19 protein-coding genes and 1 pseudogene are annotated in these 23,009 nt (G+C 59.5%); 7 read left to right on the top strand and 13 right to left on the bottom strand.

What is annotated here, in order from left to right:
- Window positions 1-70: 70 nt before the first annotated feature.
- Genes iolD through iolG form a run of 5 tightly spaced genes read left to right on the top strand, consistent with a single transcriptional unit; the run spans window position 71 to window position 5,601 of the window.
- Window positions 71-1,939, top strand: a complete 1,869-nt coding sequence (gene iolD / locus ACRY08_RS02945) for a 3D-(3,5/4)-trihydroxycyclohexane-1,2-dione acylhydrolase (decyclizing) (RefSeq protein ID WP_432448351.1) — start codon at window positions 71-73, stop codon at window positions 1,937-1,939.
- Window positions 1,939-2,913 (top strand): 5-dehydro-2-deoxygluconokinase, encoded by a 975-nt coding sequence (gene iolC / locus ACRY08_RS02940; protein WP_432448837.1) that lies wholly within the window; start codon window positions 1,939-1,941, stop codon window positions 2,911-2,913. The genes iolD and iolC overlap by 1 nt, the downstream gene beginning before the upstream one ends.
- 12 nt (window positions 2,914-2,925) lie before the next feature.
- Complete coding sequence (locus ACRY08_RS02935; RefSeq protein ID WP_432448349.1) at window positions 2,926-3,783, top strand: 5-deoxy-glucuronate isomerase; 858 nt, start codon at window positions 2,926-2,928, stop codon at window positions 3,781-3,783.
- Complete coding sequence (locus ACRY08_RS02930) at window positions 3,780-4,610, top strand: class II fructose-bisphosphate aldolase (protein ID WP_432448348.1); 831 nt, start codon at window positions 3,780-3,782, stop codon at window positions 4,608-4,610. The genes ACRY08_RS02935 and ACRY08_RS02930 overlap by 4 nt, the downstream gene beginning before the upstream one ends.
- Before the next feature lies 1 nt (window position 4,611).
- Window positions 4,612-5,601, top strand: a complete 990-nt coding sequence (gene iolG, locus ACRY08_RS02925) for an inositol 2-dehydrogenase (protein WP_432448347.1) — start codon at window positions 4,612-4,614, stop codon at window positions 5,599-5,601.
- A 277-nt stretch (window positions 5,602-5,878) separates the two neighbouring features.
- Here iolG and ACRY08_RS02920 read toward each other — a convergent pair whose 3' ends face one another.
- From ACRY08_RS02920 to ACRY08_RS02895, 6 genes and pseudogenes are all read right to left on the bottom strand, one after another.
- Window positions 5,879-6,889, bottom strand: a complete 1,011-nt coding sequence (locus ACRY08_RS02920) for an Ldh family oxidoreductase (RefSeq protein ID WP_432448346.1) — start codon at window positions 6,887-6,889, stop codon at window positions 5,879-5,881.
- Window positions 6,890-6,901: 12 nt separating this feature from the next.
- The gene (locus ACRY08_RS02915) at window positions 6,902-7,234 is read right to left on the bottom strand and encodes a hypothetical protein (RefSeq protein WP_432448861.1); all 333 of its coding nucleotides are present in this window, start codon (window positions 7,232-7,234) and stop codon (window positions 6,902-6,904) included.
- Between the two features lie 126 nt (window positions 7,235-7,360).
- Window positions 7,361-7,510 (bottom strand): annotated as a pseudogene (locus ACRY08_RS02910) (DUF3726 domain-containing protein); the annotation flags it as partial.
- Between the two features lie 17 nt (window positions 7,511-7,527).
- Window positions 7,528-9,213, bottom strand: a complete 1,686-nt coding sequence (locus tag ACRY08_RS02905; protein WP_432448345.1) for a hypothetical protein — start codon at window positions 9,211-9,213, stop codon at window positions 7,528-7,530.
- Window positions 9,210-10,187 (bottom strand): membrane dipeptidase, encoded by a 978-nt coding sequence (locus ACRY08_RS02900; protein ID WP_432448344.1) that lies wholly within the window; start codon window positions 10,185-10,187, stop codon window positions 9,210-9,212. Before ACRY08_RS02900 ends, ACRY08_RS02905 begins: the two co-directional genes overlap by 4 nt.
- A complete protein-coding gene (locus tag ACRY08_RS02895; RefSeq protein ID WP_432448343.1) occupies window positions 10,187-11,635 on the bottom strand; it encodes an aldehyde dehydrogenase family protein in 1,449 nt (482 codons plus the stop codon). Before ACRY08_RS02895 ends, ACRY08_RS02900 begins: the two co-directional genes overlap by 1 nt.
- A gap of 112 nt (window positions 11,636-11,747) precedes the next feature.
- Here ACRY08_RS02895 and ACRY08_RS02890 point away from each other — a divergent pair, with 112 nt between their 5' ends.
- Both ACRY08_RS02890 and ACRY08_RS02885 read left to right on the top strand, forming a co-directional pair.
- Complete coding sequence (locus ACRY08_RS02890) at window positions 11,748-12,656, top strand: LysR family transcriptional regulator (protein ID WP_432448342.1); 909 nt, start codon at window positions 11,748-11,750, stop codon at window positions 12,654-12,656.
- The gene (locus tag ACRY08_RS02885; RefSeq protein ID WP_432448341.1) at window positions 12,653-13,666 is read left to right on the top strand and encodes a GlxA family transcriptional regulator; all 1,014 of its coding nucleotides are present in this window, start codon (window positions 12,653-12,655) and stop codon (window positions 13,664-13,666) included. Before ACRY08_RS02890 ends, ACRY08_RS02885 begins: the two co-directional genes overlap by 4 nt.
- Before the next feature lie 10 nt (window positions 13,667-13,676).
- Here the strand turns inward: ACRY08_RS02885 and ACRY08_RS02880 are convergent, their stop codons facing one another.
- The 7 genes from ACRY08_RS02880 to ACRY08_RS02850 form a co-directional block, all read right to left on the bottom strand.
- Window positions 13,677-14,228 (bottom strand): sarcosine oxidase subunit gamma, encoded by a 552-nt coding sequence (locus tag ACRY08_RS02880; protein ID WP_432448340.1) that lies wholly within the window; start codon window positions 14,226-14,228, stop codon window positions 13,677-13,679.
- A complete protein-coding gene (locus ACRY08_RS02875; protein WP_432448339.1) occupies window positions 14,221-17,175 on the bottom strand; it encodes a sarcosine oxidase subunit alpha family protein in 2,955 nt (984 codons plus the stop codon). Before ACRY08_RS02875 ends, ACRY08_RS02880 begins: the two co-directional genes overlap by 8 nt.
- Entirely contained in the window at window positions 17,172-17,468 is a 297-nt protein-coding gene (locus ACRY08_RS02870; RefSeq protein WP_432448338.1) for a sarcosine oxidase subunit delta, read from the bottom strand. The genes ACRY08_RS02875 and ACRY08_RS02870 overlap by 4 nt, the downstream gene beginning before the upstream one ends.
- A gap of 10 nt (window positions 17,469-17,478) precedes the next feature.
- Window positions 17,479-18,729, bottom strand: a complete 1,251-nt coding sequence (locus tag ACRY08_RS02865; protein ID WP_432448337.1) for a sarcosine oxidase subunit beta family protein — start codon at window positions 18,727-18,729, stop codon at window positions 17,479-17,481.
- Between the two features lie 220 nt (window positions 18,730-18,949).
- Window positions 18,950-20,116: an acetylornithine deacetylase gene (argE, locus tag ACRY08_RS02860; RefSeq protein ID WP_432448336.1), complete on the bottom strand. Its 1,167-nt coding sequence runs from the start codon at window positions 20,114-20,116 to the stop codon at window positions 18,950-18,952.
- Window positions 20,117-20,119: 3 nt separating this feature from the next.
- Window positions 20,120-21,304, bottom strand: a complete 1,185-nt coding sequence (locus tag ACRY08_RS02855; protein ID WP_432448335.1) for a M24 family metallopeptidase — start codon at window positions 21,302-21,304, stop codon at window positions 20,120-20,122.
- 10 nt (window positions 21,305-21,314) lie between these two features.
- Window positions 21,315-22,688 carry an aspartate aminotransferase family protein gene (locus tag ACRY08_RS02850; RefSeq protein WP_432448334.1) on the bottom strand — a complete coding sequence of 458 codons (1,374 nt, stop codon included), beginning with the start codon at window positions 22,686-22,688 and terminating at the stop codon, window positions 21,315-21,317.
- Window positions 22,689-23,009: the final 321 nt, after the last annotated feature.

Below are 23,009 nucleotides of genomic sequence, written 5' to 3'. Positions count from 1 at the left end.
TCCTGAGAATCGAAACCCCGCAAGCCGCATTCGGCACCGCACTGACTTTTCCCGTGGGAGATACGCTGACATGTCTGCGCAAGACGACACCATCCGCCTGACAACCGCTCAGGCGATCATTCGCTGGCTTTCCAACCAGTTCATTGAAATCAACGGAAAAGAAATGCGCCTGTGTGGAGGCGGTTTCGGCATCTTTGGGCATGGCAATGTGACCTGTCTGGGCGAGGCACTGAACACTGTGCGTGACGAGCTGCCGCTGTATCGTGGACAGAATGAACAGAGTATGGGATTCGCAGCCGCGGGCTATGCCAAGACATGGCTGCGCCAGCGTTTCATGTTCTGTACGGCGAGCGCCGGACCGGGCACCGCCAATCTTCTGACGGCAGCCGGGCTTGCCCATGCCAACCGTTTGCCCATGCTGCTTTTGTGCGGCGACACGTTCCTGACCCGCCTGCCTGATCCCGTGCTGCAGCAGATGGAGAACTTCTACGATCCGACCTTTGGTGTGAATGACGCGTTCAAGCCGGTCAGCCGTTATTGGGATCGTATCAGCCACCCGGCGCAAGTGATCCAGTCGTTGCCGGCCGCAATCGCCACAATGCTGGACCCCGCTGATTGCGGCCCGGCTTTCCTTGGCCTTCCGCAGGATGTTCAGGGCTGGACCTATGACTATCCGGTCAAGTTCTTTGAAAAGAAGGTGCACCGCATTCGTCGGCAATCGCCAGACGATGCCGAGATCGCCGATGCGGTCGCTGCCCTCGCTGGCGCCGAACGTCCCATGATCATCGCGGGTGGTGGCGTGCAGTACTCGCGCGCGGTCGACGAGCTGACCGCGTTTGCCGAGACCCACAACATTCCGGTGGTCGAAACCATCGCCGGGCGCGCCAACATGCTGGCAGAGCACCCGCTGAACATCGGCCCCATCGGCGTCACCGGATCGGATAGCGCCAACGCGATCGCCGAGAAAGCAGACGTCATCGTCGCTGTCGGCACCCGCCTGCAGGATTTCACCACAGGTTCATGGACGGCTTTTGACAAGGATGCGCAATTCATCTCAATCAACGCGGCGCGGCATGACGCGGGCAAGCACATGTCCCTGCCCGTTGTGGGGGACGCCAAGCTAAGTCTTGCGGCCCTAGGTGCTGCGAGCGACTATAAAGGACCCGCAGATTGGGTGGCCTTTGCACAGGCCGAGCGGAAAAGCTGGGACGACTATGTTGAAAAGAACGTGTCCTACGGCAACCGTCCGAACTCCTATGCACAGGCCATCGGCGTTGTGAACGCCCTGTGTGACAAACGCGACCGCGTTGTGGCTGCGGCTGGCGGTCTGCCCGCCGAGGTGACCGCCAACTGGCGCACTTTGGACATTGGCACCGTCGATGTTGAGTTCGGCTTCTCTTGCATGGGCTACGAGATTGCAGGCGCTTGGGGGGCCCGCATCGCGCAAGCCCAGATGGAGCCTGATCAGGACGTGATCACCTTCTGCGGCGATGGCTCTTATATGATGCTGAACTCCGACATTTATTCCAGCGTCCTGTCGGACAAGAAGATGATCGTCATGGTGCTGGACAATGGTGGCTTCGCCGTCATCAACAAGCTTCAGAACAACACCGGCAACGAAAGCTTCAACAACTTGCTCGAGGACTGCCCGACCATCCCGCAGCCTTTTGGCGTGGACTTCGTGGCCCACGCGACGTCGATGGGGGCTGTTGCCGAAAAGGTCTCGAACCCTGCCGAGCTTGGCGAGGCGTTCAAACGGGCCAAGGCGTCAGACAAAACCTATGTGATTGTGATGGATGTGGACCCCTACGAGGGCTGGACCACCGAAGGTCACGCCTGGTGGGAGGTCGGCACACCACACATCACCGAAGATGACCGCGTGCGCGCCGCGCATATCGACTGGGAAGCTTCCCGTTCCAAGCAGCGTCGAGGCGTATGATGGCGTTGATCGAAGGCATCAAAGGCAATCGTTTTGCAGTCTTTGGACGCGCGGGCATGGATATGTTCGCGGACCCGATTGGTACCAAAAGCGAAGATGCCACCACATTCCGCGCTGATCTGGGCGGCTCGTCGGCCAATATCTGCGCGGGGCTTGTGAAGCTCGGAGCAGAGGCCGCGCTGGTGACGTCCGTCTCGGATGACGCGGTGGGACGGTTCTGCTTGAACCGCTTGAAAGACTACGGCGTCGAGACACGCTATGTCCGGTCGGTCGGCGGCGAGGCCCGGACATCTCTGGCGGTATATGAAAGCTGTATCGAGGATTTCCAGAACGTCATCTATCGCAACGGGGCCGCCGATTTTCAGGTCACCGAAGCGGATATGGATGCGGTCGACTATTCGGCCTTTACGGCACTGATCACGGCAGGCACCGTGTTTGCTGCCGAACCGTCGCGTTCGGCCACCTTTGGGGCGTTTGACAAGGCCCGCAAGGCCGGACTGCCGGTGATCTTTGACATCGACTACCGCCCCTATAGCTGGCCCTCGCCCGAGGTTGCGGCAGACGTCCTGTCGCGTGCGGGCGAAGCAAGTGACCTGATCGTCGGCAATGACGAGGAGTTTGGCTTCATGGCGGGCGGCATCGACAAAGGGCTCGACAAAGCGCGTGCGCTCGCCGCCGAAGGGCGCATGGTGGTCTATAAGATGGGCCATGAAGGCGCGATCACCTTGGTTGATGGGGAAGAGATCCGAACAGGCATCTATCCCGTCACTGCCGTTAAACCCAATGGTGCTGGCGACAGCTTCATGGCGGGGCTGCTGGCCTCGATCGCTGCAGGACACAGGTTGCGCGACGCCGTCCTGCGCGGCTCGGCCTGTGCATCCATCGTCGTCTCGAAACCCGGCTGCGCCAACGCCATGCCCACAACCGCCGAGCTTGAGGCCTTTCTGGCCTCGCATCCCGGCCCAACGGAATGAAAGGAGAGCCCAATGCATATTGCGCCTCATGACAACCAGAACAAACCCATTGTGGATGCGGATAACGACCTGGTCCCGCTGAACTATTTCAACATTGTCAAACTGAAAAAGGGCGAGGTCTTCGAATACGCCGTACCCGGCTACGAGACCTGCGTGGTGCCTGCCACCGGCACGGTCGATGTGGATGTCGAGGGCGCGATCTATCCCGACCTCGGAAACCGCACCGAGGACGTGTGGGATGGCGAGCCAGAGGGCGTCTATGTCCCCGTCGGTGCCAAGGTGCGTATCACCTGTAAAACCGATGCGACCGAGACCTTCATCGCCGGTGCGAAATACGACAAGGTGCTAGAGCCTTTCGACGTGCGCGAGGCCGAATTGGACGTGGTGCAATACGGATCGGACGACACCAAGACCCACCGCAAAATCAAGCATATCCTTGGCGCAAACCACCACGACCGCGTGGGGCGCCTTTTGGTCAGCGAGCTTTACACCGTGGGCGAAGGCGGCTGGTCCGGCTTCCCGTCGCACAAGCACGACACGGATCGCCCGCACCCGCAGGGTGGGATGATCGAAACCCGCCACGACGAGACCTACAATTTCCGCTTCAAGCCGAATTACGGTTCGGGCGTGCAGATGTTGCAGCGTGAAGACAACAAGCCGGGTGATGCCTATCATATCATGGATGGGTCCACGATCATGTTGGACAAGGGCTATCATCCTTGCGCGGTTCTGCCGGGCTATCAGATGTATTACTTCACCATTCTGGGCGGTCTCAGCCAGCGCTCGCTGAAGCAGTATTTCCAGCCGACGCATGAAGAGCAGCTGCAGACCATTCCCGGCATCATGGACATGGTGGCCAAGTTCAAATGACCCTTGTGACGTTGAAAGATGTCCTTCAGCCCGCGCTGAAGGAAGGCTACGCCGTGGCCGGTCTGGTCACGCTGGGCTGGGAAGAAATGCGCGCTTATGTGGCAGCGGCCGAGGCCGAGGGTGTTTCGGTCATTCTGCAGGCAGGCCCGTCCTGCCGCGAGCACACGCCCCTGCCGGTACTTGGCAAGATGTTTCGCCATTTGGCCGAAGCCGCGTCTGTTCCGGTCGTGGCGCACCTTGACCACGGGTACACGTTCGATGAATGCCGCGAGGCGATCGACAGCGGGTTTACCTCGGTGATGTTCGACGGGTCGCGCAAACCACTTCAGCAGAACATCGACGAGACCGCAGCGATTGCGGAAATGGCCCATGCGGCAGGTGTGTCCTGTGAAGGCGAAATCGGCTTCGTCGGCTATTCCGGTGGCGAAGGTTCTGCCGGGACGGACCCCGAGGAAGCCGCGGCCTTCGCCCGCGACAGCGGCGTGGATGCGATGGCGATCTCGGTCGGGAACGTGCATTTGCAGCAGGACAAGGAAGGCGGTTTGGACGTGGATCGCATTCGTGCAATCGAGGCCGTGACCGAGGTGCCCTTGGTGATCCATGGCGGCTCAGGCGTGCCGGTCGCCCAGCGCACCGCGCTTGCCCGTGGATCGAAGATCTGCAAGTTCAACATCGGGACCGAGCTGCGCATGGCCTTTGGACACGCTCTGCGCGATGCCATCAATGCCGACCCGGCGCGGTTTGACCGGGTGCAAATCCTGAAAGAAACCCACGACCCGGTGGTGGCAGCAACCCGCCGGGTTCTGCAAGCGTTCAAAGGAGCCTAAGATGACACGGATTGGACTTCTGGGCTGTGGCCGGATTGGTCAGGTACATGCCCGCTCGATCAGCCAGATCGACGGCACCTCGGTGACCGCTGTCGCGGATGCCTTCGCCGACCCGGCGCGAGCCTTGGCGGACCGCACCGGCGCGAAGGTGCTGGAGCCCCTGGCCCTGATTGAAAGCGCGGACGTAGACGCCGTGGTGATCGGCACCCCGACGGACACGCATTACGACCTGATCCATGCCGCTGCCCGTGCGGGCAAAGCCATCTTCTGCGAGAAACCCGTGGACCTGTCATCAGATCGCATCCGCGATTGCATGAAGGTTGTGGAAGACGCTGGCGTGCCGTTCCTGACGGCCTTCAACCGGCGCTTTGATCCAAACTTTGCAGACCTGCAATCCCGCCTGCGGCAAGGACAGATCGGTGAAGTCGAGATCGTGACGATCCAGTCTCGCGATCCGTCCCCACCCCCCGTCAGCTATATAAAAAGCTCAGGCGGGTTGTTTCGCGACATGATGATCCATGATCTGGACATGGCGCGTTTTCTGCTGGGCGAGGAGTTTGTTCGGATCTATGCCGTCGGCGCCTCACTTGTTGATCCCGAGATCGGCAAGGCAGGAGATGTCGATACGGCCGCTGTTACCTTGACCACTGCCAGCGGCAAGATCTGCCAGATTACAAATTCGCGCCGCGCCAGCTATGGCTATGATCAACGGATTGAAGTGCATGGGTCTGGTGGGATGCTGCGTGCAGACAACGTCCATGAAAACACTGTCGAAATGGCCACCGCATCGGGGTTCACGCGGGCCCCTGCGCAACATTTCTTCCTGGAACGATATGAAGCCGCCTACCGTGCCGAGATGCGCCATTTCATCGACGCGATATCAAAGGGCACATCCCCAACGCCAAACTTGAATGATGGGCTGCAAGCACAGATTCTCGCAGATAAAGCTACAGAGTCCTATGTTCAGGGCGGACCAGTGAACCTGATCTGAAAGGACTAAGCGTTCGGGCGCCCCGTTTTGTTGCTGTGTCGCCTGCTGTGGCTTCAACTTAGTCCAAGTTTTTGTTGGGGTTCGAGATCGGTAAAACCAGGCATCCGTTAGGGGCTGCCTGGTTTTGTTCTAACTTACGCATTCAGCTGCCAACGCTCGATCCGCTGCATCCGATTTATCGTGCACACCGTCGCGATAGAGTGTTCTCGCCAGTACAACACACACAAGCCCCATGACCATTGTGAACAGCAAGGCTTCGATCAGTTCCCGCCCGGTTTCAGCTCAAGATTGCTTCGATCTTGGCAAGTGTTGCCTTGTTTACGGCAACGCCATTTTTCTGTGCAGACAACCTTTTATGACGCCGGCCATCACCAGGTAGGTGCGCGCCTTCTTGTTGGTGAATAGCTTGGGCCAAAGCGACAACACTGGTTGAATAGGCGTCGCCTGCGGTGGCTCCGGGGTCAATTGCGATAAAGAACTGCCCCGTTTTTGGGGGGCCTCCCGCTGTTCCCGAGAAGGGTGACGCGTCAATTCCAAGGGTTGCGCCGGTCATGGCAGCGGCCATGATCTCGGTCAGCAACGCGACGCCGACGCCTTTGTAGCCACCCGACGGTGCCATCGAGCCTTTCAGCCCCACATTTGGATCGGTTGTCGGGTTGCCATCTGCGTCCAAAGCCCATCCAACGGGGATGGGGTTGCCTTCACGCGCATGTTTCATCACCTCACTTTTGGCGATGGTGCTGGCGCTTTGGTCAATCAAGATCGCGGGCTGACCATCCACGCCCGGGGCCGCAATCGAAAACGGGTTTGTCCCCACGACCGGCTTGGCTCCGCCAGAAGGCGCAATGGACGCCGGTGCGTTGGTGAAGCCGATGCCAAGCAGCCCCTGCTGTGCCAACCGATAGGTGTGATACCCCAGAACGCCGCAGTTATAGCTGTTGCGGATCGACAAAACGGCGACGCCCTGTTCGCGGGCGGCGGGGATCAAGGCTTCGAACCCAAGATCAATTGCCGAATGTGCAAAACCGGTTGCGGCATCGACGGCGACGACGCTGGGGCGTGGGCGTGTCAGGCTCGGCTTGGCCTGACCATCTACCTTCCCGCATTGCACGTGTTCGCAATAGATCGGGATATAGGCAAGCCCATGGCTGGCAACGCCGTCGGCTTCGGTCGCGGCAGTGGCCGCCGCCAGAGGGCGCGCGTTGTCTTCAGATGTACCGGCGGCGACAAGCGCACGGAAAGACAGGTCTTCGATCTCGGCCAGGGTCAGGGTTTGCGTATCTACCATGTTGATGCTTTCTTAGTCATTGTCAGACAGTCCCGCCCCGGCACCCAATGCGCGGGATTCTTCGGTTGCGGGGGCGTATGTCTTGTGGGCAAAGCGGTTCAGAATATCCCAGCTTTGTGCGGAGGGGTGAGAGCGGGTCTGCAAGTGGCGGGGCGTCACCGTTTCAGTGCATTGGGACACCACCACCCGCTGAGCTAGGCTGGGTAGTTTGCCTTGCACGTCGAGGTGCGCGCCATCTGTCACGGCGACCACTTCGTCGATTTCGATAAGGACCGCTCGACCCAGCCGTTTTGCAGCGTTTGCCGCAAAGGGCAGCAGAACCGATGGGGCAATAACGTGCTGCATCTCAATCGGTGCAGCTCTCAAGTTCTGCGCGCAATCAGACAATAAAGCACCCGCAGCAAGGGGGCATAGATCGCTTTCGGCCTGCCAAACGCCTGCAAGCGCGTGTGGCCTGTGTTTCGTGGGCTGTTCCTCAAATCGACATTCCAAAACGTGCGCCAACTCGGCGCTGCCATCCAGACCTTGAACGCAAAGCCAGCGGGCAGCTTTTGCAGCGTCCTCGGCCAAACCCCAGGGGTATCCTGCACCACGCGTCGCACGCTTGGCTGTCGCTTCCATCTCATTCAACGAGTAGCTCATTGTGTGACCTCCGGGTACACCCAAAGGTCCGCGTTTTCGTCTGTCAGATCTTCTGGGTAGGGTGCGCCGGCATACATGCAAATACGAACCCAACGATCAGAACGTGGGTCGAAATGTGTTGCGCCAAAGAAAGATAGTTTGGCGCGCAACATGTCGATGGGAAGAACCGTGGCGCAGATCGTGTTGTCATGAATTTCGCCATAGGGCGCGATGCCGCCAATCTGCGCACGCCGGATCGTGTGGCGATGTTCGGGGTGATGCAACAGGAACTCGGCAATCGGCTGTTCATCGTCAAACGCGGCAAGACCTACGTGGGCGGCAACCGCATCACGCGCAGGGGCAAGGGGCTGTTCGTAGTCCTCGATCGGTTCGTCAAACCGTTCTCCAAGGCGCGGTTCAAGCTTCTCTTCCGAAACATACCAAGCGCGCGCGCGGTTTTCTTTTTTAGTCCAGTCAATGTCGAACGCCCAGCCGAAACTTTTTTCGATCAGCGCCCGACATTGCGCGACGGACATGGCGCCATCAATTGCGAAAGCATCCGCGTTGCTGTCCGCCATGCAGACCGCCAATCCATCTACAAGATCGCCGTAAGGTTCGAGCACAAGCGAGGCAACAAGCTCCTGCCCTTCCAGGCTGAGCTCCTTTTCTGCCCACTGCATCAGTTCGTCCCATGGGTTGTCACCGAGAAGAACATCCCCTTCGATGAACGCAGATAGGGTCGCAATATCAGCGCGCAGTTGCGTGAGCTTCTCAATCTGGATCGGGTGCTCGGACTGCCAACGGTCAACCGAGGCCTCGCTTCTGCGCAATATGTTCGTGAAGGTCTTTCGTGCGGCATCCGTCGCCGTTTTCAGGGATCGCACGCGGGCAATCGCCTCTTCGCGGGCAATGATCCAGTTGTTGAACAGAATGGGGTGATTGACGATGAAGGGCGCCATTCCCAATCCCGTCGAGTTGCCGATCCCAAGCTGGCGGGCAATGCCGGGGTCAAGCTGCACCGCATCGGCGCCACCCTTGGCATTTGCCATATGCTGGACCAGATCACGCACGAAGGCACGGGTCAGAAAGACCGACAACATCTCGGCCTGAAAAGGGACGATCATTTCATCGCGGTCTGCAATGCTTTCGCGGTCCGCCGCGCCCAGCTTGCCTGATCCATAGACTGCAGTGGTTCGCATCAGGTATCCAACAGCATCAATCTTGTCTTGATCGGGCTGCTGACCAGACGCAAGGGCATCTACGAAATGAGCCCATAGACGCACCGATCGATTGGCGCGCGAAACCGATATTTCCTTTTCGCTGACCCGACCCGCTTCTTGCAGTGGTACGTTTTCGGACAGACGCTTGATGTCATCGGCATCCGGGACCCCGTCAAATAGCGTGAATGTGGCATCCCATGCGGTTGCGATCACGCGATCCGAGCGCATCTCTGGCGGCAGATCATGCGCAAAGGCCACAAGAGAGTATGCGCGTTGCGGCCCTTGTGCTGTATAGACTGCATGCCCTACGCCATTGGCATCAACGTCAAATACCGGACGTGAGAACTGCCAGTTTTCTTGCGCCAAACGGCGGGTAAGGACACGCATGAAGCTCAGGCGGCATTGATGCAGAGATCCAAGACGCTCAAGGCGCATCACGATGGCGGGGTCTCGGCGCGCACTATGTGAATCTGCTTTGTTCATTTGATCCGAGCCCCAAAGTTTTCGCCAAAGAAACGATACCAGTTGCGCCCCATGATTCCGGCAACTTCGTCGGCAGACATGCCAGTGGCCTTCAAGCCAGCTTCGATGTTGCCAAAGTGCCGGTTGTCTTCGAACCAACTGGGCATCGGCGGGAAGCCTGCGTTTGATGCAGACCCTTCGCCGTAGTCGATTTCCTTGGTCCACCGGCCCACGCGCATCCATTCAACGATGCTGTCGGGCTGGTCCTGACACAGGTCGGTGCCGATCCCCAGATGCTCAACACCGTACTTGTCTGCCGTGCGGGCGATCATCTCGCAGAAGCTTTCCAGCGTGCAGGCGGACTTGTCTTTCAGATGGTGCGGGTAGATCGAGAAACCGAACATGCCGCCGTTTTCCGTCACGGCGCGGATCACGTCGTCTTTCTTGTTGCGCAGCGCAGGCGACCAGTCATGCGGGTTGGCATGGGTGATGGCGATGGGGCGCTCGGACAGCTCGGCCGCCTCGATGGTCGAACGGTCTGCCGAGTGGCTCATATCCACCACAAGGCCCACGCGGTTCATCTCTTTGATGACCTGTTTGCCCATGCGGGTGATGCCCATGTCTTCGGCCTCGTAACAGCCGGTCGCCAGAAGCGACTGGTTGTTATAGGTCAGCTGCATGAAGCGCGCACCAAGCGTGTGCACGATTTCAACCAGACCGATGTCGTCTTCAATCGGCGACGGGTTCTGGAAGCCGAAGAAAACAGCCGTGCGCCCGGTCTCAATGGCCACGTCGATATCCGAAGCCCACTGACCTTTCATGATCAAATCCGGGTAGGTTTCAAACCAGCGGTTCCACTTTTCAAAGTTCAGAACCGTTTCGCGGAAGTTCTCGTGGTACGAGATGGTGACGTGGATTGCATCCACGCCCCCTTCACGAAGCTGGCGGAAGATCTTCTCGGACCAGTTGGCGTATTGAAGACCGTCGATACGCATCAGACAGGACCGGCACTGATGTAAGCGGTCTTGACCGTGGTGTAGAACTCGGCGGCTGCCTTGCCCTGTTCACGCGGGCCGTAGGAGCTGTCGCCACGGCCACCGAACGGCACGTGGTAATCGGTGCCAGCGGTCGGCAGGTTCACGGTGACAACACCTGTGCGCGCGTTGCGGCGGAAATGCGTGGCGCGGGCCAGCGATTTCGTCACGATGCCCGAGGTCAGACCGAAGTTGGTGTCGTTGACGGTGGCCAGCGCCTCGTCATAGCTGCCAACCTTGATCACGGATGTCAGCGGCGCGAACATCTCTTCGCGGTTGATGCGCATGTCGTTGGTGGTGTTCAGGAACACGCCCGGCGACATGTAAAAGCCCTGATGCGGCATCTCAAGACGCGCACCGCCACAGGCCAGTTCAGCGCCTTCCGACTTACCCAGATCAACATAGGCAAGGTTCTCGGACAACTGCTGTTCGCTGACAACGGGACCCATCTGGGTGCCCTCTTCCAACGCGTGACCCACCTTCATCGCCTGTGCGCCAGCCACCAGTTTTTCGACAAAGGCGTCGTGGATGGCTTCGTGCACAACCAGACGCGAGGACGCAGTACATTTCTGACCGGTGCCACCGAAGGCGCCGCCAAGGGCCAGCGTCACGGCCAGATCCAGATCGGCGTCGTCCATCACGGCCAGCGCGTTCTTTGAACCCATCTCCATCTGCACCTTGGTCAGGTTCTGGATCGCGGCCGAGGCGATACCCTTGCCCACAGGCACCGAACCGGTGAAGGAAATGGCGTTCACCTTCGGGCTTTCCACCAGACGCTGGCCGATTTCGCGACCTGCGCCCATCACAAGGCTGAACAGACCTTTCGGAATGTCCTGGCGGTTGATGATCTCGGCCAGCGCAACAGCCGAGGCGGGCGTCACATTGGCGGGTTTCCACACCACGGCGTTGCCGTAGCACAGGGCCGGTGCGATCTTCCACGAGGCTGTCGCGGTCGGGAAGTTCCAGGGCGAGATGATGGCGACGGTGCCAACAGCCTCGCGGCGCACGTCGATTTCGATGTCCGGGCGCACGCTGTCCGCGTTCTCGCCAATCTGACGCAGGCATTCCGCTGCGTAGTAGGTGAAGAATTGGCCGGCGCGGTACACCTCGCCTTTGCCTTCCGCGAAGGGTTTGCCTTCTTCACGGGCCAGAAGCGTGCCCAGTTCCTCGCAGCGTGCGATCAGCTCGTTGCCGATGGCGTTCAGAACCGCCTGCTTGCGCTCCATGCCGTAGGCTTCCCATTCGCGCTGTGCCACCTTGGCTTGGTCCAGCGTGGCCTCTAGCTGGTCGCTGCTGGCTTGCGCAAATACGCCGACCAGATCGGACAGGTCCGATGGGTTGCGGTTTTCAATCTCGCTTACGCCAGCCAGCCATTCGCCAGCGATCAAGTTCTTTTGGATATCAGTCATGGAAGTGTCGCCTCACACAGAAGTCAGTTTCGACAAGTATGGACTTTTTTGACAACTTCAATCAAACTCAAATTACTGAAAGCTATTAAAGCAAAACTGAAGTGTGATCACAATGGCGCTGAAGATTGAAATGCTACGCGGCTTTGCGACCGTTGCCCGCAGCGGAAATTTAAGCGATGCGGCCCAGACGTTGGGGCGCACGCCTTCGGCTGTGTCCATGATGCTGAAACAGCTGGAAACCCATCTGGGTGAACCCCTGTTTGAAACCGACCGCAAAAGCAAACTGACCGCTTTGGGAAGCTTTGTTCTGGAGCAGGCCGAGCGCGAGCTGCAGCAGTTCGACAACACGGTGAAAGCGATCGAGGGCTTTGCCAAGGCCACCCACGGGCATGTGCGCATCGCCACCGTGCCATCTGTTGCAGGCACCATCATCCCACAGGTTTTTTCACGCCATATCAATGACTACGGCGATGTCGACATTGAGCTTCGCGATATGGACTCTAGCTCGATCCTGCACGAACTGTCGCGTGACCGTATCGATATTGGCATCGCCACACTGGGCCAGAAAAACACAGGACTGAACAGTCACCACCTGTTGTCAGACACGTTTGGCGTGATCTGCGCGCGGTCCCATGCGTTGGCGCAGGATACCGGCCCGGTCACCTGGGATGCTTTGGCGAACGAGCGGCTTATTGCGAACTCGCTGTCGGCGGGGATCAGCGCTGATGCATCGGTTCTGCTGCACGAAAAAGCGCTGTTGTCGGCTCATAACCTGACATCAATCATGGGGATGGTGCAGGCCAATATCGGCATCACAATTCTACCCGAAATGGCCGTCAGGGCATCAAACTCAGCGGGTTTGGTCTTTCGCCCGCTGGCTGATCCTCAGGCAAAGCGCGAAATTCACCTGCTGCGCCGGGCTGATTCGACCCTATCCCCCGCCGCACGCCTTCTGGAACGGCACATCCTCGAGATCGCTGCAGAGATCTCGCAAGATACAGTGATGGGAGCGCCCTCGTGACCGATGCAAGCACCACCCTGCCGCCTCTAACCTTGGGGATCCTGATCTTTCCCGGCTTTCCGATGGCCTGCCTGACCTCATGCATCGAACCCTTGCGTGCCGCCAATGAGATCTCAGGGCAAGAGGCATTTCGCTGGAAGGTGATTGCCGAGGAGGACGCCCCAGTAGGCTCGTCAGCCGGGGTCAGCTTTGCCCCGGATTGCACGCTGGCCGACGCCGGAGAGCTGGATCTTCTGCTGTTCACCGCTGGCCCAAATGCCCGCTTCGCAGCCCCGTCACGCGCCAATGCCGCCCTTCAACGGTATCAGCGCAGCAAAACCCGGCTTGGCGCGATCAGTGGGGGGGTATTTGCCCTGGCCCATACCGGGCTGACGCGCGACAATCCATTGTCGGTTCATTGGTGCTACGAGGCTGCTTTTGAGGCTGAGTTTCCAGACATCCCGGCGCAAAGCACGGTGATCTGCGAAGATGGGGATTATACGACCATTTCCGGCGCCTCGGCCGCCTTCGACCACATGCTGTCTTTGATCGAGACCCGTCTGGGCGGAGACATCATGGCCGAGGTCGCTTGCTGGTTCCAGCACCCCTATATCCGCAGCGCCGCCGCCGCACAGAAGACCCCGGCCCATGACACCGCAAAAAGTCAGGACCTGCTGCCCAAACAGGTCGCGCGCGCAATCGAGCATTTTGCCGAGCATATCGAGAGCCCGATCCAGATCAGCAAAGTGGCCGAGGCGGTGGGCGTCTCGACCCGCTCGCTGGAACGCAGCTTCAAGGAAGCGACGGGGCAGAGCCCGTTGAAATATTACCGGAAAATGCGGATGAACCAAGCGCGCCAGCTGGTGCTGTATTCCAATACACCGGTGACCGAGGTCGCGTTTATGGTGGGCTATGCCACACCCGGCGCGTTTCTGCGGCATTACCGCGAAAGCTTTGGAATGACGCCGATTGCAGATCGGCGGGCGAAGAACTCGATGCGGGTCAAGGGCAGCGACGCGCTGCCCTCGTGAATTGCGTGGCTTAGGCGATCGAACGGGCCGCCGCCACCAATGCGTGATGCAAGGACGCGGCCGAGGACCGCGGGGCGATCACGGCCATGCGGTCGCCGGCCAGTCGCCACAAGAACGCGCCCAGATGCTCGATTGTACCGCGAATGACATCGCCGGTGGCCATGCTACGGACAGGCACATTGGACAGACGCTCAATGAGGTCGCATAGGGCGGCGCCCGAAATGTCAAACCGGCACCAACCGTCTGTTTGCTCGACGACGGACGCGGTGGTGCCGACCAAATGTTTCACCTCAGCGGCCAGCAATTCGTGCTGGTCGTGATTGGCCGAGATCATCCACTGATCGGGACCGGTCCAAAAAGCGGTTAGATCGCCCTGAGTTGCGGATGTCCCCACATCCGGCAAGGTCAATGGAAACGCCTTTGTCAGCGCGTCCAGTTGTCCCTCACGTGCAGCCACAGATGCCAGAGCCTGATCCACAACTTCGGAAATGGTCAGCGTTCCGATCTGGTCCACGCGCGGGGTCTCCGTGCCCAGCGGGGTGATGGGTTTCAACTTATGCACGGAGCTTCTCTCCCTCCGGATCGACAAAATGAGGACTGACGATTTCGACCAAAACCTCTTTCCCTTCCAGTGGGTTAACCAGCCGCAACTGCTCGCCCATCCGCTCAAATCCGGACTTGACAAACCCTAGACCAATGGCGCTTTGCAGTATTGGCGAATAGGCGGCCGAGGTGACATAGCCCTGATCATGCGCCGCATTGACAGGACCGGTCGCGTTCATAAGATGCCCGCCGGCTGGAACGGGTTTCGACGCGTCCACGGGGCGCAGTCCCACAAGGTTCAGCGCATCTTCTGCGTTCATCCCATCGCGACGCGACAGCACATTGCCGATGCAATCCTTCTTGGTCGACACCATGCGGCCCAGCCCGAGGTTCAGCGCCGTGGTGGTGCCATTCAACTCGTTGCCCGCCGCATGTCCCTTTTCAATCCGCATCACGCCCAACGCTTCGGTGCCATAGGGGGTCACGTCGAACTCTTCACCCGCCGCCATCATCTCGCGCATCAAGGCGTCGCCATAGCGGGTCGGCACGGCGATTTCATACGCCAATTCGCCCGAGAACGAGATGCGGAAGAGCCGTGCACGACAGCCGCCGCAGACGGTGATTTCACCGCAGGCCATGAACGGGAACGCGTCGTTCGAGATGTCGAAGTCCGGGTCCACGATCTTTTGCAGAAGCTTACGCGCATTGGGGCCAGCGACCGCGTATTGCGCCCAGGCCTCGGTGGTGGAAATCAGCTGTACGTCTAGATCCGGCCACAGGCATTGGCGGGCGAATTCCATGTTGCGATAGACCAGAACCGCGTTGGCCGTGGTGGTGGTCACGACGAAATGGTCTTCGGCCAGACGGGCGGCGGTGCCGTCATCATAGGCCACGCCATCTTCGCGCAGCATCAACCCATAGCGCACCTTGCCCACAGGCAGTTTCGCAAAGCCATTGGCATAGATTTTATTCAGGAATTCCGCGGCATCCGTCCCCTGAACGTCGATCTTGCCCAGCGTGGTCACATCACAGATACCGACCGAGTTGCGGGTCGCCAGAACCTCGCGGTCCACCGATTGGCGCCAGTGCGTCTCGCCGTCTTGCGGGAACCATTGCGCGCGCAGCCAGTTGCCGACCTCAACAAACACCGCGCCCTGCTCCTCGGCCCATTTGTGGCTGGGGGTCAGGCGGGTCGGATGGAACTCTTTCCCCACCGCACGGCCCGCAAACGCACCCATCGAGACCGGCGTGTAAGGCGGGCGGAAAATGGTGGTGCCCGTGTCGGGGATCGACTTGCCGGTCAGCTCGGCCATCACCGCCAACGCGCCCATGTTCGAGGTTTTGCCCTGATCGGTCGCCATGCCCAGCGTGGTGTAGCGTTTCAAGTGCTCGACAGATGTGAAGTTTTCCTGATGCGCCAGTTTCACATCCTTGACGGTGACGTCGTTCTGGAAATCCAGCCATGCGCGTTTTGCGCCCTGCACATGCCAAAACGGGGTGAGCGACACCGGAGCGTCTTCGGCTTTGGGCAAGTCCGCTGCATTGGTCGCGATGCCCATATCTGAGAGCGCTTCCACAGCCTTCGCAGCGCCTCCGATCAACGCCGCATGGGTCGACATCTCACCCATGGCTGCCCCAGCAACGCTCTGTCCTGATGGCAAGCCCTTTCCCGGCATAAAGGCATGGATATCTTCATTCCAAACCGGACGCCCACGCTGATGGCAGGTCAGGCCAAGGTTGGGGTTCCAGCCGCCCGACATGGCCAGTGCACCACAGGGGATCACGCGGGTCTGGCCGTTTGCCAAGCGCACGGTGACCGAGCTCAGATCCAGACGGCCCTTGGTGTCCACGACATGCGCGCCGGACAGCACCTCGGTGCCGTCTATGGCTGGTGCATCGGGGCGGATATCCACAACGGCGGGCACTTCGATCCCTTTGGCGATCAGGTCGCGGGCGGTCTGGTGGGCGTCATCGTTGTTGGCAAAAACCACAACCGACTGCGCGGGCGTGGCCGCATAGCGGTTGGCGTAGGCGCGGGTGGCTCCGGCCAGCATCACCCCGGGACGGTCGTTGTTTTCAAACCCGATCGGACGCTCGATCGCACCGGTGGCGACCAAAGCGCGTTTGGAATAGATTCGCCAGAGCGTCTGGCGAGGTTTGTTTGCCTCGGGGGCAATCAGGTGATCCGCGTTGCGTTCGACCGCGCCATAGACGCCGTGATCGTACGCGCCAAAGACGGTGGTGCGCGGCATCACGCGGACATTGGTAAGCGAGGTCAATTCGGCCTGCGCGTGTTCAACCCATTCCGCGCCGGACTGATCGGACAGCGGAGCGGTTTCTGCCAGAAGACGTCCGCCCAGACGGAAATCCTCGTCCGCAAGGATCACTTGCGCGCCTGCCCGACCAGCCGTCAGCGCGGCGGCCAGACCTGCAGGGCCTGCGCCCACCACCAGAAGGTCGCAATGCAGGAAGCCCTTGTCATAGGCGTCGGGGTCACCTTCGCCTGTCAGGCTGCCCAGACCGGCGGCTTTGCGAATGATCGGCTCGTAGAGCTTCTCCCAAAACGCCCGCGGCCACATGAAGGTCTTGTAGTAAAACCCAGCGCTCAGGAAGGCCGAGAAGCGATCATTGATCGCCATGACATCGCGTTCCAGCGACGGCCAGCGGTTTTGCGAATGGGCAACGAACCCGTCATAAATCTCGGCCACGGTGGCGCGGGTGTTGGGTTCCTGTCGTCCACCAGAGCGCAGCTCGACCAGCGCATTTGGTTCCTCGGACCCGGCCGTCAGCACGCCGCGCGGGCGGTGGTATTTGAACGAACGCCCCATCAGGCTCACACCATTGGCAAGAAGCGCAGAGGCGAGCGTGTCGCCCGCGTAACCTTGATAGCTTTTGCCATCGAAGCTAAAAGTGAGCGGGGTCGCGTGGTCGATCAGCCCGCCCGCAAGGCGGTTTACCTGTGTCATTGCACCACCACAGCGGCACCGTTGGCACGGGCAACATCGCGGGCCAGTTCGACCTTGGTGATCTCATGCGTGGTGGTGTCGCGGGTCACGACCAGCCATGACCGGTCACCCTGTTCGTGGAACCACAGTTCGCGGTGCAGACCCGCCGGGTTGTCGCGCAGATGCAGATAGTCGTGAAACTCGCGCAGGGCGTTTTCCGACAGCCAATAGGGACGGTTGATCAGATTTGCGTCGCCCAGATAGGTAAATTCCTGTGCATCACGTGGTCCCAGCAATGGATGGTTGATGATCATCTCTCTGTCCTCAGTGCAAGTTGGGCTGGGCGCCTTGCCCTTTTTCGTCGATCATGTGCCCGGTCATGAACCGGTCCAGCCGATAGGCTTTTGCGGTCTCATGCGGGTGGTCGGTTTTCAGAAGATGGGCAAAGCAGAAGCCCGCGGCAGGCGTGGCTTTGAAGCCACCATAGCACCAACCGCCATTGAAATAGAGCCCTTCGATATGGGTCTTGTCGATGAAGGGTGAGCCATCCATCGACATGTCCATGATACCGCCCCAGCTGCGCAGAAGCCGCGCTCGACCTAGACCGGGGATCAATGACATGCCGCTCTCGATCACATCCTCGACCACCGGCAGGTTGCCGCGTTGCGCGTAGGAATTGTAGCCGTCGATATCGCCGCCAAAGACCAGCCCGCCCTTGTCGGATTGGCTGCAATAGAAATGACCGGCGCCATAGGTGATCACGCCCGGAATGAAGGGTTTCAATCCCTCGGACACAAAGGCTTGCAGCACATGGCTTTCAATGGGCAGACGCATCCCTGCCATTGCCATCACGCGGCTGGAGCTGCCTGCGACCGAGACGCCCACTTTCTTGGCGCCGATAAACCCGCGCGAGGTTTCAACCCCCAGCACGCGCCCGTCTTCGATCTTGAAGCCCGTGACTTCGCAATTCTGGATGATGTCCACGCCGCGCTGGTCCGCACCGCGGGCATAGCCCCAGGCGACCGCGTCATGGCGCACAGTGCCGCCGCGGCGATGCAACAGCCCACCCTTGATCGGGAAACGGGCGTTGTCGAAATTCAGGAAGGGATACATGGCGCGCACGCCGTCTGTATCCAGCAGTTCAGCATCTGATCCGTTCAGGATCATCGCGTTGCCGCGCCTGCGCGCCGCATCCCGCTGCGCATCCGTATGCACGAGGTTCAGAATGCCCCGCTGGCTGACCATCGCGTTGTAGTTCAGGTCCTGTTCGAGGCCTTCCCAGAGCTTCAGCGAAAACTCGTAAAACGGCTCGTTTCCGTCCAGCAGATAGTTCGAACGGATGATCGTGGTGTTCCGACCCACATTGCCGCCACCGATCCAGCCCTTTTCCAGCACCGCGATCCGCGCGCCCTGAAACTCTTTCGCCAGATAATAGGCTGTGGCCAACCCATGCCCGCCGCCTCCAATGATCACATAATCATAGGCTTCTTTAGGATCAGCATCGCGCCATTGCGCGCCCCAGCCCTTGTGGCCGGTCAGGGCTTCCTTGATCAGTCTCAGAGCAGAATATCTCATGGTGCATCCTGATAGTTCATTACCAAGTAGGATGCATTTGCGACCACATTGCCTGCATTGTTTCTGCCAAAAGCACCCACAAAACCGACAACTAGGGTCTGAGAAGATCTGTTTGATGTGCATCTTTTTTGGCTGTCAGATGCGTTGGCGTCCAACCTCAGCCAAGAGCTTTTGTCTGGCGCCATGCTGGATTGGCTGCCAGTGCCGGAACACATAACGATCAATCTGCAACGACTTTGGCGATTGCCCCATCAATTTTTTTCAGCAGCTCCAGACATTGCGACAGCTGATCGATCTCGAGGAATTCGTCTGCCTTATGGGCCTGCTCAATGCTTCCCGGCCCACAGACAACAACATCCATGCCAAGCTTCTGAAAAATCCCGGCCTCTGTTCCAAAAGGGACGACATCTGCCGAATTGGCCCCGGTCAGTTCGGTTAGGATGCGCTTGGCTTCGTTGCCATCAACCGGGATCAAACCTGCGACCTCACCGATGATCTCGGTCTCGATCGAGGCATCCGGGTACACGGCCTGCATGGCAGGCAGCAGCGTGTCGGTGCAATAGGTGTCGATGGCTTGCTTGACGTACTGCGCATCCGAGTTCTGCACCGGCCGCATTTCCCAATCCACCTTTGCTTTTGGGGCAATAACATTGTGCACGCTGCCGCCGTGCAGGGCGCCGACGTTCAGCGTGGTCCACGGTGGGTCAAAACGGCTATCCTCTGGCGCCTTGGCCTTCAGCTGGTCGCGCAATTCCAAAAGCCGCGCCACGTAGCGCACCGCATATTCCACCGCGTTCACCCCCAGATCGGGGGCCGAGCCGTGGCCTTCTAGCCCTTGAAAGTGTGTCGAATACTCGTAGCAGCCCTTATGGCCTTCGATAATGCGCATCATGGTCGGCTCGCCAATGATCGCCATTGAGGGGCGTATGCCGCGCTCAGACAGCGATTGCGCCAGATGCCCTGCTCCAATACAGCCGGTTTCTTCGTCATAGGTGAAGGCAAAGTGGATGGGTGAGCTGCGAGGCGTTCGTGCGAAATGCGGAGCCATCGCAAGTGTCGCGGCAATAAACCCTTTCATGTCACAGGTTCCGCGCCCGTAAAGCCTTCCATCACGTTCAACCATTTCAAACGGGTCCGAAGACCAGTCCTGATCGGTGACGGGCACCACATCGCTGTGCCCGGACAGGACCAGCCCACCGTCGACGTCCGGCCCCAGCGTGGCAAAAAGATTGGCTTTCTGCCCCGTGGGATCGTGAAAAACCTCGACCCGCGCCCCACAGGTTTCAAGGTGATCCTCCATATAGCTGATCATTGCCAGATTGCTATCCGCCGAGACCGTTGGAAAAGCGATCAGGTCTTTCAGAATGCGCTTGGCATCAATCAGCATGGGTTAGCCTTTCACAAAGAGCTTACGGTCGATGTTGCACATCGGCTCGGCCGCGCCGCTGTCGCGGATCAGGATGGTTTCGGTCGTCTCAAGCCCCCAGCTGTCCATCCAAAGCGCAGGCATGAAATGGAAGACCATCCCGGGTTCAAGAACCGTTTCATCTTCGCTGCGGATCGACGCGGTGCGTTCCCCCCAGTCGGGCGGATAACTCAGGCCAATGGGATAGCCCATCCGGCCTGACCGTTCGATCCCGTGATTGGCAAGCACATCCATGAAGGCATTGGCGATGTCACAGGTGCGATTGCCGGCCCGCGCTGCGTTCAGACCTGCTTCGATGCCTTCAAGCTGGGCTTGTTCTGCCCGCAGCATCTCCTCCGACGGTTTGCCAAGGAACACGGTCCGGCAGAGCGGTGCGTGATAGCGGCGGTAGCAGCCTGAGAGTTCAAAGAAGGTCGCTTCGCCTTCGCGCATCGGGGCACCGTCCCATGTCAGATGGGCGGCGGTGGCGTCCAGCCCGGAGGGCGTCAGGGGGACAATCGCAGGATAGTCGCCCCAGACCTCTCCGACCCCGGTGATGCCCGCATGCATGATGTCAGCCACCAGATCGTTCTTGCGTACGCCCGGCGCGGCGCGGTCAATTGCGGTCTGAACCACTTTTTCCGAGATACGCGCCGCCTTGCGGATGAAGGCAATCTCGTCTTCGGATTTGACCAGTCTTTGCCAGTTCACCAAAGCGGTCGCATCCTCAAGCGTGGCCTCGGGCATTTCTTCTCTCAGCACCGCATGAGCCTTGGCCGAGTAGTAGTAGTTCTCCATCTCGACGCCGATACGGGCTTTGTCCAATCCGCGCGCTTTGAGGTGCGCGGCAAGGTCTTGCATCGGATGCACCACGGTGGACTGAACGAAGTGATCGCCATAGCCGAGTATGTTCTCGTGACCCATCCAGCAAGTACGGCGTCCGCCCATCATGTCCATGTAGCGGCCCCACCAGATCGGCTCGCCCTCCATCGTCAGGATCACACCCTGATGGACATAGAAGGACCAGCCATCATAGCCGGTCAGCCACGCTTGGTTTGACGGATCGGTGACAAAGATCGCATCCAGTCCGGCCTGTGCCATCGCGGTTCGGGTCAGAGTCAGTCTGCGTTGATATTCTGCTTGGCTGAATGGTGCGTTTGTTTGTGCCATTGAAACCTCCTTAGCTCAGTACCGCGCGAACAGCCCGCACCGTGGCGGCCACGATCTGGTCCGCTTCTTCCTTGGTCAGGCAGAACGGCGGGGCGAAGCCCAGAATGTCTCCCTGCGGCATGGCGCGGGCGATGATGTTGTCTTGTTCCAGCAGTTTGGCGGCGATCTGCGGGCCGATCTTGTCGTCGGCATCAAAGAATGTGCGGCTGTCCTTGTCAGCCACGAATTCGACCGCGCACAGCATCCCTTCGCCGCGGACCTCGCCGACGTGAGCGTGTGACCCTAATGCGTCCTGCATCGTTGCGTTCAGATACCCCCCGACCGCGCCCGCATTCGCGACCAGATCCAGATCATCAATCAGCTTCAGGTTGGCAACGCCAGCCGCCGCGCCAATCGGGTGGGCCGAATAGGTCCAGCCATGACCGATGGGTCCGTTTTCGTCCGTTCCTTGCTCGAGCACTTTCCACATCTTGTCTGACACGATGGTGCCCGACAGCGGTGCATAGGCCGATGTCAGCCCCTTGGCGATGGTGATCAGGTCCGGGCGAAGGCCATAGTGTTCTGACCCAAACATCGTTCCCAAGCGACCAAACCCGGTGACGACCTCGTCTGCGACCAGAAGAATATCGTGCTTCTCAAGCACCGCTTGAATCGCCTCCCAATAGCCCTCGGGTGGCGGCACGATCCCGCCCGTGCCCAGCACCGGCTCGCCGATGAATGCGGCGATGGTGTCAGCGCCTTCACGTGCAATCAGTGCTTCCAGCTCTGATGCGCAATGGGACACGAATTCGGCCTCGGTTTGGGTGACATCCGGACGACGGAAGAAATAGGGCGCTTCGGTGTGGATCACCTGCGCCAAGGGCAGGTCGAACTTGTTGTGAAACAGCTCGAGCCCGGTCAGCGATCCCGTCATCAACCCAGACCCGTGATACCCTCGCCAGCGCGAGATGATCTTCTTTTTCTCGGGACGCCCAAGGATGTTGTTATAGTACCAGATCAGCTTGATGTTGGTTTCGTTCGCATCCGAGCCGGACAGACCGAAATAGACCTTCGACATGTGCTTCGGTGCCCGGTCGATGATCATTTTTGACAGGGTGATCGAGGCTTCGGTCCCATGCCCGACATAGGAATGGTAGTAGGCCAGCTCGCGGGCCTGGTCGGCAATTGCGTCGGCAATCTCGGGCCGGCCATAGCCCACATTCACGCAGTAAAGTCCGGCAAAGGCGTCGAGCAGGCGGTTCCCGTCGCGATCTTCGATATGACAGCCGGTACCGCCGGTGATCACGCGATGAGGAGCGTTGCCCCGCGCGAACTCGGCCAGATGCGTCGAGGGATGAAAGAAGTTTTCGCGGTCCCAGGTTTCAAGTTGATCATTGTGAAGCATGCAGTGCCCTTCAGGTTCAGGCGGCGCGCCGCCGGGTGTCGTGAAAGGAGCCTGATGCACGCATGATACCCTAGGGGTTCAACCTGAGCAGACGGGCTCCGCTCTCCCCGACAGCAGCGCGCAATGCCTTTATTGTCTGGGTATTTCAATTGATGCATGAAGGTACCCGCTTCAGCAACAAAAATTACAGCCCGGCGATGATCGGTTGTGAAGGCTTGTTCTGAAGGCTCCTTAAAGAACGTCAAAGCCAGCTTCTCAAGGCACGGGTAAATCCGAGGTCTCGAGTATGCAGGGGTGCAGATAACCCTTCCGTTGATCATC

Origin of the sequence: Aliiroseovarius marinus (assembly GCF_050881025.1) — a bacterium.
GTDB lineage: Bacteria > Pseudomonadota > Alphaproteobacteria > Rhodobacterales > Rhodobacteraceae > Aliiroseovarius > Aliiroseovarius marinus_A.
This window is presented reverse-complemented; position numbering and strand designations above follow the sequence as displayed.

What these genes read in the sequence shown, in the direction of transcription:
- iolD (WP_432448351.1), top strand. Translation starts at nt 71, where the DNA reads ATGTCTGCGCAAGACGACACCATCCGCCTGACAACCGCTCAGGCGATC.
- iolC (WP_432448837.1), top strand. Translation starts at nt 1,939, where the DNA reads ATGGCGTTGATCGAAGGCATCAAAGGCAATCGTTTTGCAGTCTTTGGA.
- ACRY08_RS02935 (WP_432448349.1), top strand. Translation starts at nt 2,926, where the DNA reads ATGCATATTGCGCCTCATGACAACCAGAACAAACCCATTGTGGATGCG.
- ACRY08_RS02930 (WP_432448348.1), top strand. Translation starts at nt 3,780, where the DNA reads ATGACCCTTGTGACGTTGAAAGATGTCCTTCAGCCCGCGCTGAAGGAA.
- iolG (WP_432448347.1), top strand. Translation starts at nt 4,612, where the DNA reads ATGACACGGATTGGACTTCTGGGCTGTGGCCGGATTGGTCAGGTACAT.
- ACRY08_RS02920 (WP_432448346.1), bottom strand. Translation starts at nt 6,889, where the DNA reads ATGGTAGATACGCAAACCCTGACCCTGGCCGAGATCGAAGACCTGTCT.
- ACRY08_RS02915 (WP_432448861.1), bottom strand. Translation starts at nt 7,234, where the DNA reads ATGCAGCACGTTATTGCCCCATCGGTTCTGCTGCCCTTTGCGGCAAAC.
- ACRY08_RS02905 (WP_432448345.1), bottom strand. Translation starts at nt 9,213, where the DNA reads ATGAACAAAGCAGATTCACATAGTGCGCGCCGAGACCCCGCCATCGTG.
- ACRY08_RS02900 (WP_432448344.1), bottom strand. Translation starts at nt 10,187, where the DNA reads ATGCGTATCGACGGTCTTCAATACGCCAACTGGTCCGAGAAGATCTTC.
- ACRY08_RS02895 (WP_432448343.1), bottom strand. Translation starts at nt 11,635, where the DNA reads ATGACTGATATCCAAAAGAACTTGATCGCTGGCGAATGGCTGGCTGGC.
- ACRY08_RS02890 (WP_432448342.1), top strand. Translation starts at nt 11,748, where the DNA reads ATGGCGCTGAAGATTGAAATGCTACGCGGCTTTGCGACCGTTGCCCGC.
- ACRY08_RS02875 (WP_432448339.1), bottom strand. Translation starts at nt 17,175, where the DNA reads ATGACACAGGTAAACCGCCTTGCGGGCGGGCTGATCGACCACGCGACC.
- ACRY08_RS02870 (WP_432448338.1), bottom strand. Translation starts at nt 17,468, where the DNA reads ATGATCATCAACCATCCATTGCTGGGACCACGTGATGCACAGGAATTT.
- ACRY08_RS02865 (WP_432448337.1), bottom strand. Translation starts at nt 18,729, where the DNA reads ATGAGATATTCTGCTCTGAGACTGATCAAGGAAGCCCTGACCGGCCAC.
- argE (WP_432448336.1), bottom strand. Translation starts at nt 20,116, where the DNA reads ATGCTGATTGATGCCAAGCGCATTCTGAAAGACCTGATCGCTTTTCCA.
- ACRY08_RS02855 (WP_432448335.1), bottom strand. Translation starts at nt 21,304, where the DNA reads ATGGCACAAACAAACGCACCATTCAGCCAAGCAGAATATCAACGCAGA.
- ACRY08_RS02850 (WP_432448334.1), bottom strand. Translation starts at nt 22,688, where the DNA reads ATGCTTCACAATGATCAACTTGAAACCTGGGACCGCGAAAACTTCTTT.